The following is a 14,763-nucleotide window of genomic DNA, read 5'->3' as shown; positions in this document are numbered from 1 at the left end:
CCGCGGGCGCCGGACGACGGGGTGAGAAGTGGAACGAAGAGGCCACGGCCGACGGGATCATCGGCCGCGGCGGGACGGCCTTATTTGTCCCAGTACCAGGTGGCGACGTCCCAGCTGTCGATCCGCACGTTGATGTTCGGCACGACGCCCTCGACGCCCTCCTTGTGGCCGCGCACCGTGGCGTATTGGAACATCGGCAGGAAGGGCAGGTCGCTGCGCACGACCTCCTGCAACTTCATGTAGGCGGCCTTGCGCTCCTCGGTCACGAAGGTCGATCCGCCTTCGTCCAGGAGCTTGCCGACCTCCTCGCTGTCGTACTGCCAGGTGTTCTGGCCGGCGCCGCCCTTGGCGGGGATCGAGGTCGGGGCGAGGTAGTTCGACACGTCCGGATCGGAGCCGGTGAGGAAGTTGATGCCGACGACGACGGAATCGAACTTCGACATCATCCAGTAATCGCCCCACATGACGGCCGGCGGCAGGTTGGAGATCGACATGTCGACGCCGATCTCCTTGAACGACTGCTGGATGAACTGCTGGGCCTGTTCGCGGATGTGATTGCCGGCGGTGGTCGAGTTGGTGAAGGCGAGCTTCACCCCGTCCTTTTCACGGATGCCATCGCCGCCCGGCATCCAACCGGCTTCGTCGAGCAGGCTCTTGGCCTTTTCCGGGTCGTATTCGTGCTTTGGCAGGTCGGCGTTGTAGTAGGCCGATTGCTGCGGCATGAAGGTTTCGGTCGGCGTCGGCAGGCCGTAATAGAGCGCGTCGATGATCGTCTGCTTGTCGAGCGCGTGGTAGAGCGCCTGGCGAACCTTCGGATCCTTGAACTGCGGCCGGTCCATGTTGAAGGACAGGGATTCGACCGTGGCGGCGGGCACGACGGCGACCGACTTGCCGGGAAGATCCTTGGCCTCCTGGTACTTGTCCGGCGTGATCCACTGCAGCCCGACGACGTCGATGTCGCCGGTCTTGAACTGGGTGTAGAGGACGGTGAGATCGGGGATGTACTTGTAGATCAGCCGTTTGAGATAGGGACCTTCGCCGAAATAGTCCTCGTTGGCTTCGAGCGTGATGTGGTCGCCCGCCATCCGCTCGACCCATTTGAACGGGCCGGTGCCAACGGGGGCATTGTTGTAGGGCGCGTTGTTCTTGTCGGCTTCTTCGCCGAGGATGTGCTTGGGCACGATGAAGGTCGCGGCCAGAATCGACGGATAGGGCGCGTATGGCGACTTCAGGTCGAAGGTCAGCTCGGTCGGCGAGACCACCGTCAGGTTCTCGACCAGTTCGTGGCCGTCGCGCCGCCAGCTCCGGAAGTCCGGATCGACCAGAAGCTCGATGGTGAACTTGACGTCCTCGGCGGTGAACGGCTTGCCGTCGTGCCATTTGACGTCGTCGCGCAGCTTGATCTTCCAGTGCAGGCCATCCTCCGAGATGCCGCCGTTCTCGACGCTCGGTACCTCCGTGGCGAGGGACGGCTGGAATTCGCCCTTGTCGTCGACGATGAACAGCGGGTCGAAGAGCGAGAAGTGGATGCCTTCGTCCACCTCGATATGCGGCATGTGCGGGTTGAAGATCGTCGGCTCCTGGGAAAAGCCGACGATGACCTGACCGGTCGGCTCCGACGGCGGGGCGGCCATGGCCGAACCCTTGCCGAACAGGCCAGGGGCGACGAGGGCGGCGGAAGAGGCGCCGATGAGGGAAAGAACCCGGCGCCGCGACGGGCGGCTCCACGAGGAGAAGTGCTGATCTGCCATGCCGATGATCCTTCTGTTGGAGGGTCTGCCTGCGATGTCTAGAACCCGCTGATGGGACGAACCTTCGATCCGTCGGTGAAGCGGGAGAAGCGGAATTCGTGCGGGTCGACGACCGGCGTGCGGCTCATCACGATGTCGGCCATCAGGCGGCCGGCGCCGGGGCCGATGCCGAAGCCGTGGCCGGAAAAACCGGTGGCGACGTGGAAGCCGGGGATCTCGTCGACGGCCGAAATCACCGGGATGGCGTCGGGCGTGACGTCGATGCGGCCGCCCCAGTGCTGGGCGATCTCGGCCTTGGCGAAGGCCGGAAAGGCGCGGCTGAGTTCCGTCAGCGCCTTGTCCGTCAGCCGCTTTTCGGGCTTCGGATCGAGGACGCGGCAGTATTCGAACGGGCTCGCTTCGTCGAGCGACCACTTTTTCGGCGTCCGTGCCTCTTCGAAGAAGCGCGAGGAGAGCCGGAAATTGAGGGAGTTCCAGTCCTCGCGCAGCGCCGGCAGGAAGCGGCGGGCATAGCGGAAGGAGTTCGGCACGATGTCGACGACGTTCTCGTGGCCGCAGGCGATCGTGTAGCCGCCGTCCTTGCGCTTGCGGCAGGCGAAATCCTTCGCCCAGATCGCCTGGTCCGGGCCGCCTTCGAGCGGTTTCGTCCTCAGCACCGAAGCCAGCACCGTCAACTGCGGCAGATCGAGGCCGTAGAGCCCGCAGAAGAGGTTCGACCAGGCGCCGCCCGCCAGCACCACCGAGGAGCAGGCGATCGGCCCGCGCTCGGTGACGACGCCGGAGACCTTGCCGCCGCTCGTCTCGATGCCGCGGACCGCACATTCGGTGAGGATATGGGCACCCTTGTCGCGCGCGGCCTCGGCGATGGCCGGCGCGGCGATCTGCGGTTCGGCGCGCCCGTCGGCGGGGGTGTAGAGCGCGCCCTTCACGTCGAACTGCGCCGCAGGGAACATCGCCTTGAACTCGTCGGGGCTCAGCATCCGCGATTCGATCTGCCAGGGTTCGAGATGGCGGATCCAGTTGGTGTAGTTCCGGACGTCCTGGTCGGTCGCGCAGGCGAAGACGATGCCGGACCGGGTGTAGCCGGTGGGGCGGCCGATCCGCCGGTCGAGATCCTTCCAGACGCGCAGGGCTTCGACCATCAGCGGCACTTCGCGCGGATCGCGGCGCGAGATGCGCACCCAGCCCCAGTTGCGGCTCGACTGTTCCTGGCCGATGCCGCCCTTTTCGCAGAGGGCCACGCTGACACCGCGCTCGGCGAGTTCGAGCGCCGTCGACACGCCGACGATCCCGCCGCCGATGACGACGACGTCGACCTTTTCGGGCAGGTCGAGATCACCGTGGACGGGGGTGACGAATGGGCCGGGCATGATCAGTATTGCTCCTCGAGCTGGCAGTTCACGGCAAATTCGGCGACGCTCGCGGTGTTCGACAGGCCGATCAGCATGGCGACGACGCCGGCGAGTTCGTCCGGGTCGGTCATCAGCGCGGTGTCCCGGTCGGTGACCGTGCGCGCCATGTCGGTGGCGACGAAGCCCGGACAGACGGCCGTCGCCCTGATGCCGTGCTCGAAGCCGGCCTGGCGAATGCCGTGGGAGAGAGCCACGGCGGCAAACTTGGTCATGGAGTAGAGGCCGGACTTTTCCGACTTGACCCGTTTGCCGGACAGCGAGGCGAGGATGATCACCCGGCCGCGGCCACTGGCGGCGAGGGGCTCGAAGGCCGCCTTCACCAGGCGGCGCGGCGCCTTGACGTTGACCGCCAGCATCGCGTCGAGATCGTCGTCTTCCGCCTCGATCACCGATTTCGGGATCATCAGCCCGGCATTGGCGACGATCGCGTCGATCCGGCCGAAGCGCTCGAGAGTTGCCGCGGTCCAGGCGTCTTCGCCACCGACGGCCGCCTCGTAGGCGGAAAGATGGGTGTGGGCCGGATCGACGCCCTCCGGCACGAGAGGCTTTCGCATGCCGAGGGAAAGGGCCCATCCGTCGGCGGAGAGCCGCCGGGCGACGGCGAGCCCGATGCCGCGGCTGGCGCCGGAGATCATCGCGACGGGCCGTGCGGTCATAGCTTCGTTCCCTTTGCCTGATGGGCCTTGACGATGCGCCAGTAGAGCCCCCGCAGGAGATCGATCACCTGGGTGTATTCCTCGTCGGAGATGTCGTGGAAGAAGTCGCGGGACTGGCGGACGATGGCCTGGACCTCCTGCGACGCCTTCTTTCCCTTCTCCGTCAGATGAAGGGCCTGGACGCGGCCGTCCTCGGGATCGGGCTCGCGCCGGATCAGGCCGTGCCTCTCCATGTCGTCGAGGATCCGTGCCATGGCGGAACGGTCCTTCATCGCGGCCGCGGCGATGACGGAAGGGCGAATGCCCGGGTGACGGTCGATCAGGAAGAGCGCGGTGATCTTGCCGGTTCCGCGCGCGACCTCCATGCCCTCCAACCTCGCGTCGAGATCGCGGGTCACGGCGAGATTGAGCGCGCGGATGAAGAAGCTCAGAGTGTCGTCGAGAACCCCGAGATCGACGTCCTCGACGCGCGTCACCGCGGGCGTCGAAACGCGTTTTCCGTCAGCCGCCATGCCCGGCTCCGAGAGGCCGTGGGTGGGAACCGGCGCTTCGCCGATCTTCCCGCCGCAGATTGCTTGCGGGACCGACTATCGAAAATATGGTGGATAGTGTCAATCAATTTTGCCGCGAATTTCGGCGGCAGAAGAACTGCTCATCCATTGTGCAGCGCGAAGCGTCCCGTTGCACCGACTGTCCATCGGATGCCTGCTCTCGCGTGGTCGCCGGCTCTCGTCCCGGCGGTGGCATCATTCGACGTCGGTCAGGCGGCTGTTTCCCAGCGTCCGCCCGGAATGGCCGCGACGAGCGTGCGCGTGTAGTCCTCGCGCGGCGCCCTGAACACCTGTGCCGGTGGGCCGGCCTCGACCATGCGGCCATGCTGCATGACGACGACCTCGTCGCAGATGCGGCTGGCGATGCGCAGATCATGGGTGATGAAGATCATCGCGAGCTTCATCTCGTCCTGGATCTCGGCCAGAAGGTCGAGAATCTGGGCCTGCACCGAGACGTCGAGGGCCGAGACGGCCTCGTCGGCGATGATCAGCTGTGGGTCGAACATCAGCGCGCGGGCGATGCCGACGCGCTGGCGCTGGCCGCCGGAAAACTCGTGCGGGTAGCGCTCGAAGGCGGAGGGATCGAGCCCGACCCGCGACAACAGCCGGTGCGCCTTCATCTTCGCCTCGCCGGAGGAGACGCCATGGGCCATCGGACCCGCGGTGAGGATGCGCCCGACGGTCTGGCGCGGATTGAGGGAGGCGAACGGATCCTGGAAGATCATCTGGATCAGCGGCCGGCGACGGCGGAACTCGGATTCCGGCATGCGCGCGACCTCCTGGCCGTCGAAGGTGATCGAGCCCTCGTCCGCATCGAGGATCTTCATCAGCATGCGGCCGAGCGTCGATTTGCCGGAGCCGGATTCGCCGACGATGCCGACCGTCTGCCCCTTGCGCACCACGAGGCCGACGTCGTCGACGGCCTTGACGACGCGCGGCGGCTTGAAGAAGGCGCCGGGGAGGCTGAAGGTCTTCTTCAGCCCGCTTGCCGCGAGCACGACAGGCGCCTCGCTCGCTCCCGCCGCATGGGCTTCACTCATCCGCGGAACGGCGGCGATGAGGCGCTGGGTGTAGGGGTGGCCCGGTGCGCCGAGGACGTCGGCCGCCCGGCCTTCCTCGACGATGCGGCCGCGCTCCATGACGATCACCCGGTCGGCAATCTCGGCGACGACGCCGAAATCATGGGTGATGAACATGACGCCCATGTCCTTGCGCGCCTGGATCGTCCGGATCAGTTCGAGGATCTGCGCCTGGGTGGTCACGTCGAGGGCGGTCGTCGGCTCGTCGGCGATCAAGACGGCGGGCTCCAGCGCCAGCGCCATGGCGATCATCACGCGCTGGCGCTGTCCGCCCGACAGCCGAAACGGATACTGCCCCTTGATGACCTCGGGATCGGGCAGGCCGACCTCGTCGAGAAGCTCGACGACGCGGGCTCGCTTGTCGATGCTCTCGTGGCCGCGATGGGCGTCGATGACCTCGGCGATCTGGTCGCCGATGGTCATCAGCGGGTTGAGGGCCGACAGCGGGTCCTGAAAGACGATCGAGACGATCCGCCCGCGCATGTCCCGCAACTCGGAGGGCGAGGCGCCGAGAAGATCCTCGCCGCGCAGGACGATCCGGCCGGCCTTGATCTCGAGCGCATCGGGCAGGAGGCCCATGATGGCATTGGCGGTGACGGATTTGCCGGAGCCGGATTCCCCGACGATGCACAAGGTTTCACCGGCCGCGAGTTCGAAGGTGACTGCCTCGACGGCAAAATCGCGATCCATCCCGCCGGGGAGCGAGACGGTCAGCGCGTCCACCGTCAACAGCGGCGCTACGGCGGCTCGGGATTGGGGCATCGCGGATTTCCTCGGGTTTCTCGTTCGTCGATCCTGTCGGTACGCCGCCGTCGATGCAATTCCCGGACCACCATCGAAATGGCGGGCCGGTCCTGCCGCCGATTGCCCTAGCCGTCATCGCCACCCGTCGAGGCGGGGTGGGGCGAGCGCCTAGACCAGTCTCACCAGGACCGCATAGGCGTCGTCGAGGTCGCTCGCGATCGCCGCCCGGGCCGATGCGCCGTCCCGATCGACCATCGCCCGGAAGATCCGGGCATGGTGGTCGTTGGAGATCCTGAAGTTGCCCGATTCGCGCAGGAGGTGGAAGTACGGGCTCACCTGCAGCCACAGGCTCTCGATGATCGAAAGCAGGGTCGGCGAGCCGGATTGCCGGTAGACGGCGAAGTGAAACTCGTAGTTCGCTTCGAGATACATCTTGGCGTCGTCGGCCGCCTCGCTCTCGACCAGACGGCCGTAGAGCCGCTCGAGGTCGGCCGTGAATGCGGCGGTGGTGTTGGCGGCCGCCCATTCCGCGGCGATCATCTCGATCTCGATCCGCACCCGGCGCAGGTCGTTCAGCCGCTCTCGCGTCAGTTTCGGAACGCCGATCGTCCGGCCTGAAACGACGGTGAGGGCGCCTGCGGCCGTCAGCCGCGTCAGCGCCTCGCGGACCGGCATCGGGCTGACGCCGAAGGCCTTGGCGAGACTGGCGACGGTGATCGATTCGCCCGGCGCGATGCCGCCCTGAAGGATGAGGTCGCACAAGCGTGCATAGACGCCCGTCTGCAGCGTTTCCCGACGCAACGGCACGACTTTGTCCGCGATTTTCGACATTCCGCTCTTCACGCTCCGCAGGCCGCAATTTCCACCTGTCATAGCGGGATTCCGGATCGAGGTGAACAGGCCTTGATTTTTGATCAAAAATCAAACAGGCTGCATCGCATTCGTCGGCACATGGCTGGGAGGCCGCTCGGCGAAGAACGGTTTCGGGAGGATCCACATGACGACGATCGTGAAGTCGCTGGCGCTCGCCGCCGGACTGACCTGTGCTTTTGCGGCCAGCGGAGAGGCTGTCGAAAAACACAAGGTGTTTCTGTCGATGAGCTACATCGGCAATGACTGGCAGGCCGAGGCGGCCAACATGGTCAAGGCGCTCGCCGCCTCGAAGGACTATGCGGACAAGGTGGATCTGCAGGTGCAGGTCGCCGGCCCCAACGCCCAGCGCCAGATCCAGCAGATCAACGCAATGGTGCAGGCCGGGGCGGAGGCGATCGTGGTCTACCCGATTTCGCCGACGGCCCTGAACCAGGTGGTCAAGAATGCCTGTTCGAAGGGCGTGAAGGTCGTCGCCTACGACGCGGAGATCACCGAGCCCTGCGCCTACAACGTCACGATCGACCAGGAGGAGGCGGGTCGCAAGACGGCCGAATGGCTGGCCGACAAGCTCGGCGGCAAGGGCGACGTCGTCCTGGTGACCGGCGTTCCGGGGACCTCGGTCGACATCGCCCGGACCAAGGCGGCGAAGGAGGTCTTCGCCAAGCATCCCGACATCAAGATCGTCGGCGAGGCGGTCGGCATGTGGAGCCAGGCGGTGGCCCGCACCGAATTGTCGAAGCTTCTTGCAACGCGCAAGTGGGACGACATCGACGGCTTGTGGATGCAGGTCGGCTGTTACACCGCCAATGCCATGCAGCTGGAAGCGGGCAAGACCGACGACGAGCTGCTCCCCTGCGCCGGCGAGGGCTCCAATGGCGGCCGCATCCAGGCGCTGGCGAAGGGGACCGAGGTCGAGGGCGCGAGCAGCCCCTATGCGCCGCTCGGCGCACCGCGCATCTCCTACGCTTCGCCGCCCTATTCGGGGGCGCTCGCGCTGAAGCTCGCGGTCGACATGATCGAGGGCAAGGACGTGCCGCATCACACGACCCTGCCGCTGCCGCTCGTCACCAACGAGACGATCCAGCTCTGCGAGACCGGCAGCTGGGAAGAGATGAAGAGCGGGTGCAACACCTTCAAGCCGTCGATCGTCGCCAATCCCGGCTGGTTCGGCTCGATCTTCTCCGATCAGTTGCCGCAGCTCGGCCTGAACGCGGCGCTGGTCGGCCAGCCCGAGACCTGAGCGGGCCGCCGCCGGCACGATCGAGCCGCCGGCGGCGCCACGCTAGGCGCATCTCATTCAGACGACGAGGGTTGAGCATGTCCGACGATCGGCCAGCGGCGATCGCGATCGAGGGTCTGTCGAAGGCGTTCGGCGCCACCAGGGCGCTCGACGACGTATCCTTCACGGTCGCTCCCGGCACCGTCCATGCGCTGCTCGGCGAGAACGGCGCCGGCAAGTCGACGACGATGAAGCTGTTGTCGGGACTGATCGAGCCGGATGCCGGGACGATCCATGTCGACGGCCGTCCGATGCGCCTGCGCAGGCCGCGCGACGCCCACCGGGCCGGCATCCAGACCGCCTTTCAGGAGCTGACCCTGGTTCCGGATCTGACGGTCCTGGAAAACATGATCATGCCCTATGCGCCGGTCGGCCTTGCCGGGACGATGCGCAAGCGGGCGGCGGGACGGGCGGTCGCCGAGCATTTCGACAGGCTCGGCGTGTCGATCGATCCGCAGGCGCTCGCCGCCTCGCTCGATCTCGCCGAGCGCCAGAAGATCGAGATCGCCCGGGCGCTCTTCCGCGAGCCGCGGATCCTCCTCCTCGACGAGCCGACCTCGGCGCTCGCCGGCGGCGACGTCGCATGGCTGGGGCGGATCGTCGCCGACGCCAGACGCCGGGGCGTCACCATCCTGTTCATCTCGCATCGGATGCCGGAGGTGCGCGAGTTCTGCGACCGGCTGACGATCCTGCGCAACGGCCGCCACATCGTCAGCTGCGACGTCGACGACATCACCGACGCGGCGGTGGTGGAAAAAATCATCGGCCGTTCGATCTCGAAGACATTTCCACCCAGGCCCGCGCCGTCCGGCGCGCCGGTGCCCGATCCCATGCTCGAACTGAGAGGCGTTTCGGCCGGCGCCAAGCTGCGCGGCATCGACCTCGACCTCCGGCCCGGCGAGATCCACGGCGTCGCCGGGCTCCAGGGAATGGGGCAGGTCGCTTTGTTCCGCGCCTGCTTCGGCGCGACGCCGATCCTCGACGGCGAGTTGCGGGTCGACGGGCGCGCGGTGCGGCTGTCCTCGCCGGCCGATGCCCTCCATCCCTCGCTGCGGATCGGCCTCCTGCCGGAAGACCGCAAAAGCGAGGGCCTGTTCCTGAAGCTCGACGGCAGCAAGAACGCGACGCTGCCGACCATCGCCAGGTTTTCGCGGCACGGACTGCTCGATCGGGAGGCGGAGCGCGCGGCAACGCTCGCCGCGTTTCGCGCCGTCGAGGTGGACGATCGGGCGATCTACATGCCGGCCGGCTCGTTTTCGGGCGGCAACCAGCAGAAGATCGCCATCGCCAAGTGGATCCTGGCCGAGAGCCGGATCCTCCTGCTCTTCGACCCGACGCGCGGCATCGACGTCGGGACCAAGCATCAGCTCTACCAGCTGATGCGCGATTTCGCCGATGCCGGCGGAGCGGTGCTGTTCCACTCCACCGAGGTGCCGGAGCTGGTCCATCTCTCGGACCGCGTCTCGGTGCTCTACGAAGGCGAGATCGTCGCCCGGCTCGAACGAGACGCGATCAGCGAAATTGCGGTGATGGCGGCGGCGCTCGGCGGCGCCGATCCGGTCGTCGCGTCAAGGCCGGAGATGGTCCATTGAACCAGGCCGCCGTCGTCACCGAAAACCGCCCGACGCGAGCACCGAACGCGGCCCCGGCGTGGTACGCCGGGATCGGACGCAGCGCCGCGCGCAGCCGGGCGACGCTGGTCGCGATCGTCGTCTTCGCGCTTTTATTCCTCGTGACCGACTGGATCAGCCCCGGTCCGATCACCTATTTCGACGTCTCCTTTCTCGCCAGCGGCGGCACGACGCTGGCGCTGGCCGCGGTCGGCCAGACGCTGGTCATCCTCTCCGGCGGCTTCGATCTGTCCGCCGGCGCGGTGATCTCGCTCGTCAACGCGGTTCTCGCCGCGAATATGAGCATGACCGACATGGAGGCCTCGGTCGTCGAATGGACCGCCGTCGGGATCGCCGTCGGCATGCTCGTCGGCGCGTTCAACGGCCTCTTCATCGCGTTTCTGCGGCTGCAGCCGATCGTCGTGACGCTGTCGACGATGTTCATCGTCCAGGGCGGCACGCTGCTGGTCCTCGAGCAGCCGGGCGGCTTCGTCGCCCCGAGCCTCGGCGCCTTCTACATGGGCGATGCCGTGCCGAACCTCCTCCCGGCGCCGATCCTGCTCCTCGGCGTCGTCTTGCTGCTCTGGGCCTGGCTCAAACGCACGCGCTACGGCCTCGCCCTCTACGCATCGGGCAGCGATCCGGCCTCGGCGGCGGCGATCGGCATCTCGGTGCCCTGGGTGCGCTTCGCCACCTACGTCATCGCCGGCGGACTCTACGGACTGGCCGGTGTCTTCATCAGCGCGCAGACCGGTTCGGGCGACCCGCTGGTCGGCAATTCGCTGCTCCTGTCGATCTTCGCGGCGGTGGTGATCGGCGGGACGCGCCTCGGCGGCGGCAAGGGCGGCCCGGTCGGCAGCGTGTTCGGCGCCTTCACGCTGATGATCGTCGTCAACATCCTCCTCGCCCTCAACGTCTCGGCCTATTTCTCGACCGTGGCCGAAGGCGGCGTCCTGCTTCTCGCCGTGCTCTTCGCCTCGCTGTCGCGGGACTCCGTCCTTGCCGAACAGATCCGCGAAGGCCTCGCCGCCCTCAGGGCACGCAGCGCCGGCCTCCTCGTGACCCAGCGCCCGAAGGTCGACCACCGGCTCGCCTTCGCCGCCCGGCGCGGCGCAGAAGCGGGGGCCGCAACGCCCGTCCCGGGCTTCCTTGAGCGCAACGCCGAGACGATCCGTTACGCCGCGCCGGCCTATGTCGCACTCGCGCTGGTGCTGGTCGCGACGCAGTTCGTCCTCGGCAACGTGCTGACCAACTTCAGCTACTGGAACGCGCTCTTCGTCCTCTCGACGTTCCTGGCGATCCTGGCACTCGGGCAGGGGGCGGTGATCCTCACCGGCGGCCTCGACCTGTCGCTGCCCTGGACGATCGCCCTGTCGGGCATCCTCCTCGCCGGCCTGGTGCGCGGCTCCGACCCGGCGCTCGTCTATGCGCTGCCGCTCGTCTTCGCCGTCGCGGCGGCGATCGGCCTGGCGAACGGGATCGGGGTGGTGATGCTCGGCCTGTCGCCGATCGTCGTGACGCTCGCGATGAACGGCATCCTTCAGGGGGCCGCGCTGCTCTATTCGAACGGCACGCCCTCCGGCTTCGCCTCGCCCGCCCTGCGCTGGTTCATGACCGGCTATCTCGGCGGCGTGACGCCGGTGCTCGTCTTCCTCGCCGCCTTCGTGATCGGCGCGACGGTGCTGCTCGGACGCACCAGCTTCGGCCGCCGCGTCTACGCCATCGGCAACAGTCTGGAGGCGGCACGTCTTTCGGGCGTCCGCACGGGCAGGGTGATCATCGCGGTCTACGTCTTGTCGGCGCTCTGCGCGGCGCTGGTCGGCATTCTCCTCACCGGCTTTTCGGGCCAGGCCAGCCTCGGCATGGGCGACGACTATCTGCTGCCCTCGATCGCCGTCGTGGTGGTCGGCGGCGCGCTGATCACCGGCGGCCGCGGACACTATCTCGGCATGTTCGGCGGGGCGCTGCTGCTCACGGCGCTGCAGACGCTGCTGGCCGGCACCACCTTGCCCTACGCCTTCCGGGCCATCCTCTTCGGCTGCGTCGTCCTCGCCGCGGTCATCGCCCTTCGTGAACGCAGGACCTCCTGACATGGCAGATCAAGATCCCAACATCCTCGCCGGACTGTCCGGCCAACGCGTCGTCGTGACGGCCGGAGCCTCGGGCATCGGCCTCGCCATCGCCAGGCTGCTTCACGCGATGGGCTGCCGGCTGGCGATCTGCGACATCTCGCCGGCGGCACTGGAGGCGGCCCGGGCCGCGCTTCCCGGCTGTCTCGCGGTCGAGGCGGACGTCTCCGACGAAGCTGGGGTGGAACGGTTCTTCGCCGCCGTCGCCGACGGTCTCGGCGGTCTCGACGCGCTGGTCAACAATGCCGGCATCGCCGGGCCGACCGGGGGCGTCGAGGAGATCTCGCCCGCCGACTGGCGCCGCTGCCTCGACATCGGCCTGACCGGCCAGTTCCTGTGCACGCGGCTGGCCGTGCCGCTTCTCAAGGCGGCCGGCGGGGGGGCGATCGTCAACATGTCCTCGGCGGCCGGCCGACACGGCTATGCCTACCGCACGCCCTACGCCTCGGCAAAGTTCGGCGTCATCGGCTTCACCCAGAGTCTCGCCAAGGAACTCGGACCCGCCGGGATCCGCGTCAACGCGATCCTGCCCGGCATCGTGTCGGGCCCGCGGATGGAGGGCGTCATCCGCGACCGGGCCGTGCAGCTTGGCGTTCCCTACGAGGAGATGGAGGCGCGCTATCTCGAGAAGATCTCGCTGCGCCGGATGGTGACGCCGGAAGACGTGGCGGCAACGACGGCCTTCCTCCTGTCGAATGCCGGCCGCAATCTGTCCGGCCAGTCGCTCGGCGTCGACGGCAACGTGGAGACGCTGTGATGGTGCCCTCGCAGACCACGGTCGCGATCGTCGGCTCCGGCCTCATCGGCCGCGCCTGGGCGATCACCTTCGCGCGCGCCGGCTGCAAGGCGCGGCTGTTCGATCCCGATCCCGCCGTGCCGGAACAGGCGGTGACCTTCATCAGCACGGTGGCCGACGATCTCGCCGCGAACGATCTGCTGCTCGGTTCGACGCCGGCCGAGACGCTGTCCCGCCTCAGCTGCCACGCGGAGATCGAAGACGCGCTCGACGGCGCGGATTGGGTGCAGGAATGCGGACCGGAGGTGATCGCGGTGAAGCGCGAGACCTTCGCCCGGCTCGACGCCATCGCCGCGCCCGAAACGATCCTCGCCAGCTCCAGTTCGGCGCTTCTGCCCTCGGCGATCTCCGAGGGGCTGCCCGGCCGTTCGCGCTGCCTCGTCGCCCATCCGATCAATCCGCCTTATCTCGTGCCGGCGGTCGAGCTCGTGCCCGCTCCCTGGACGACGGCCGAGGCGATGTCGCGGGGCGAAGCCCTGCTGCGGGCCATCGGACAGACGCCCCTCGTCATGGCGCGCGAGATCGACGGCTTCATCATGAACCGCCTGCAGGGCGCGCTCCTGGAGGAGGCGTTCCGGCTGGTCGCCGGCGGCTACGCCTCGCCGGAGGACGTCGATGCCGGCATCGCCGAGGGGCTGGCGCTGCGCTGGTCGTTCATGGGGCCGTTCGAGACGATCGATCTCAACGCTCCCGGCGGCGTGAAGGATTACGTCGCCCGCTATCAAGGCCTCTATCGCGGCCTGTTCGAGGGGATGAAGGAGCGCGTCGACTGGTCGGGGCCGGTGCTCGACACGGTTCTCAAGTCGCGGCGCGACCGGCTGCCCGAGGATCGGCTGGCCGAGCGCCAGCTCTGGCGGGACCGGCGCCTGATGGCGCTGTCCGCCCACAAGAAACGCGCCGACGACGACGCCGGCCGCTGAAACAGGACGAGACTCCCATGAGCACCCAAGGCAAAGTCATCATCACCTGCGCGGTGACCGGCGCGATCCATACGCCGACCATGTCGCCGCATCTGCCGATCACACCGGACGAGATCACCGAGGCGGCGATCGGTGCCGCCGAGGCGGGCGCGGCCATCCTGCATCTGCATGCCCGCGATCCCGAGACCGGCAAGCCGGACCAGACGCCGGAGGCCTTCGCCCGCTTCCTGCCGCGCATCAAACAGGGGACCGATGCGGCGATCAACATCACCACCGGCGGCAGCCCCTACATGAAGGTCGAGGAGCGGGTCCGCCCGGCGGCGCAGTTCAAACCGGAAGTCGCCTCGCTCAACATGGGCTCGATCAATTTCGGCCTCTATCACCTCGTCCAGAAGTACGACAGCTTCAAGTTCGACTGGGAAAAGCCGCATCTGGAAGCCACCAAAGACCTCGTCTTCCGCAACTCGTTCAAGGACATCGAGTACATTCTCGAGACCTGCTACGACAACGGCACGCGCTTCGAGTTCGAGTGCTACGACATCGCCCATCTCTACAATCTGGCGCATTTCGCCGACCGCGGGCTCGTCAAGGCGCCGTTCTTCGTCCAGTCGGTGTTCGGCCTTCTCGGCGGCATCGGCACACATCCCGAAGACGTCCAGCACATGAAGCGCACCGCCGACCGACTGTTCGGGGCGGACTTCCGCTGGTCGGTGCTCGGCGCCGGGGCGAGCCAGCTCAGGATCGCTGCACAGTCGGCTGCCCTCGGCGGCAACGTCCGCGTCGGGCTGGAGGACAGCCTGTGGGCGGGCAAGGGCAAGCTCGCGACCTCGAATGCCGAGCAGGTCACGATGGTGCGCAAGATCATCGAGGGGCTCGGTCTCGAAGTCGCGACCCCCGACGAGGCACGCCGGATCCTGTCGCTGAAGGGCGGCGATCAGGTCGGCTTCTGAGGCGGGGAGATGG

General features: G+C 67.5%; 12 protein-coding genes. 6 read left to right on the top strand and 6 right to left on the bottom strand.

The features are described from left to right. Nucleotides 1-80: 80 nt before the first annotated feature. The 6 genes from LZD57_RS04180 to LZD57_RS04155 form a co-directional block, all read right to left on the bottom strand. Nucleotides 81-1,751 (bottom strand): peptide ABC transporter substrate-binding protein, encoded by a 1,671-nt coding sequence (locus LZD57_RS04180; RefSeq protein WP_233717852.1) that lies wholly within the window; start codon nucleotides 1,749-1,751, stop codon nucleotides 81-83. Nucleotides 1,752-1,789: 38 nt separating this feature from the next. Then, the gene (locus LZD57_RS04175) at nucleotides 1,790-3,121 is read right to left on the bottom strand and encodes an NAD(P)/FAD-dependent oxidoreductase (RefSeq protein ID WP_233717851.1); all 1,332 of its coding nucleotides are present in this window, start codon (nucleotides 3,119-3,121) and stop codon (nucleotides 1,790-1,792) included. 2 nt (nucleotides 3,122-3,123) lie between these two features. Then, nucleotides 3,124-3,819 (bottom strand): SDR family NAD(P)-dependent oxidoreductase, encoded by a 696-nt coding sequence (locus LZD57_RS04170; protein WP_233717850.1) that lies wholly within the window; start codon nucleotides 3,817-3,819, stop codon nucleotides 3,124-3,126. After that, nucleotides 3,816-4,331, bottom strand: coding sequence for a MarR family winged helix-turn-helix transcriptional regulator (locus LZD57_RS04165; protein WP_233717849.1), 516 nt, complete (start codon nucleotides 4,329-4,331; stop codon nucleotides 3,816-3,818). Before LZD57_RS04165 ends, LZD57_RS04170 begins: the two co-directional genes overlap by 4 nt. A gap of 248 nt (nucleotides 4,332-4,579) precedes the next feature. Continuing rightward, nucleotides 4,580-6,211, bottom strand: a complete 1,632-nt coding sequence (locus LZD57_RS04160) for an ABC transporter ATP-binding protein (protein WP_233717848.1) — start codon at nucleotides 6,209-6,211, stop codon at nucleotides 4,580-4,582. A 150-nt stretch (nucleotides 6,212-6,361) separates the two neighbouring features. Continuing rightward, entirely contained in the window at nucleotides 6,362-7,024 is a 663-nt protein-coding gene (locus tag LZD57_RS04155; protein ID WP_233717847.1) for a GntR family transcriptional regulator, read from the bottom strand. A 166-nt stretch (nucleotides 7,025-7,190) separates the two neighbouring features. Between LZD57_RS04155 and LZD57_RS04150 the strand changes: the two genes are divergently transcribed. The 6 genes from LZD57_RS04150 to kce all read left to right on the top strand — a co-directional run bounded on the left by LZD57_RS04150 (nucleotide 7,191) and on the right by kce (nucleotide 14,750). Next, complete coding sequence (locus LZD57_RS04150; RefSeq protein ID WP_233717846.1) at nucleotides 7,191-8,306, top strand: sugar ABC transporter substrate-binding protein; 1,116 nt, start codon at nucleotides 7,191-7,193, stop codon at nucleotides 8,304-8,306. 77 nt (nucleotides 8,307-8,383) lie between these two features. Continuing rightward, entirely contained in the window at nucleotides 8,384-9,937 is a 1,554-nt protein-coding gene (locus LZD57_RS04145; protein ID WP_233717845.1) for a sugar ABC transporter ATP-binding protein, read from the top strand. A gap of 71 nt (nucleotides 9,938-10,008) precedes the next feature. Beyond that, on the top strand, nucleotides 10,009-12,045 hold the full coding sequence (locus LZD57_RS04140; protein WP_233717920.1) for an ABC transporter permease: 2,037 nt from the start codon (nucleotides 10,009-10,011) through the stop codon (nucleotides 12,043-12,045). 1 nt (nucleotide 12,046) lies between these two features. Then, entirely contained in the window at nucleotides 12,047-12,841 is a 795-nt protein-coding gene (locus LZD57_RS04135; RefSeq protein ID WP_233717844.1) for an SDR family oxidoreductase, read from the top strand. Further along, nucleotides 12,841-13,800, top strand: a complete 960-nt coding sequence (locus LZD57_RS04130) for a 3-hydroxyacyl-CoA dehydrogenase (protein ID WP_233717843.1) — start codon at nucleotides 12,841-12,843, stop codon at nucleotides 13,798-13,800. The genes LZD57_RS04135 and LZD57_RS04130 overlap by 1 nt, the downstream gene beginning before the upstream one ends. A gap of 17 nt (nucleotides 13,801-13,817) precedes the next feature. After that, a complete protein-coding gene (kce, locus tag LZD57_RS04125) occupies nucleotides 13,818-14,750 on the top strand; it encodes a 3,5-dioxohexanoate:acetyl-CoA acetone transferase (protein ID WP_233717842.1) in 933 nt (310 codons plus the stop codon). Nucleotides 14,751-14,763 lie beyond the last annotated feature (13 nt).

Source organism: Jiella avicenniae (genome assembly GCF_021390325.1).
Lineage (GTDB): Bacteria > Pseudomonadota > Alphaproteobacteria > Rhizobiales > Rhizobiaceae > Jiella > Jiella avicenniae.
This window is presented reverse-complemented; position numbering and strand designations above follow the sequence as displayed.

What these genes read in the sequence shown, in the direction of transcription:
- LZD57_RS04180 (WP_233717852.1), bottom strand. Translation starts at nt 1,751, where the DNA reads ATGGCAGATCAGCACTTCTCCTCGTGGAGCCGCCCGTCGCGGCGCCGG.
- LZD57_RS04175 (WP_233717851.1), bottom strand. Translation starts at nt 3,121, where the DNA reads ATGCCCGGCCCATTCGTCACCCCCGTCCACGGTGATCTCGACCTGCCC.
- LZD57_RS04170 (WP_233717850.1), bottom strand. Translation starts at nt 3,819, where the DNA reads ATGACCGCACGGCCCGTCGCGATGATCTCCGGCGCCAGCCGCGGCATC.
- LZD57_RS04165 (WP_233717849.1), bottom strand. Translation starts at nt 4,331, where the DNA reads ATGGCGGCTGACGGAAAACGCGTTTCGACGCCCGCGGTGACGCGCGTC.
- LZD57_RS04160 (WP_233717848.1), bottom strand. Translation starts at nt 6,211, where the DNA reads ATGCCCCAATCCCGAGCCGCCGTAGCGCCGCTGTTGACGGTGGACGCG.
- LZD57_RS04155 (WP_233717847.1), bottom strand. Translation starts at nt 7,024, where the DNA reads ATGTCGAAAATCGCGGACAAAGTCGTGCCGTTGCGTCGGGAAACGCTG.
- LZD57_RS04150 (WP_233717846.1), top strand. Translation starts at nt 7,191, where the DNA reads ATGACGACGATCGTGAAGTCGCTGGCGCTCGCCGCCGGACTGACCTGT.
- LZD57_RS04145 (WP_233717845.1), top strand. Translation starts at nt 8,384, where the DNA reads ATGTCCGACGATCGGCCAGCGGCGATCGCGATCGAGGGTCTGTCGAAG.
- LZD57_RS04135 (WP_233717844.1), top strand. Translation starts at nt 12,047, where the DNA reads ATGGCAGATCAAGATCCCAACATCCTCGCCGGACTGTCCGGCCAACGC.
- LZD57_RS04130 (WP_233717843.1), top strand. Translation starts at nt 12,841, where the DNA reads ATGGTGCCCTCGCAGACCACGGTCGCGATCGTCGGCTCCGGCCTCATC.
- kce (WP_233717842.1), top strand. Translation starts at nt 13,818, where the DNA reads ATGAGCACCCAAGGCAAAGTCATCATCACCTGCGCGGTGACCGGCGCG.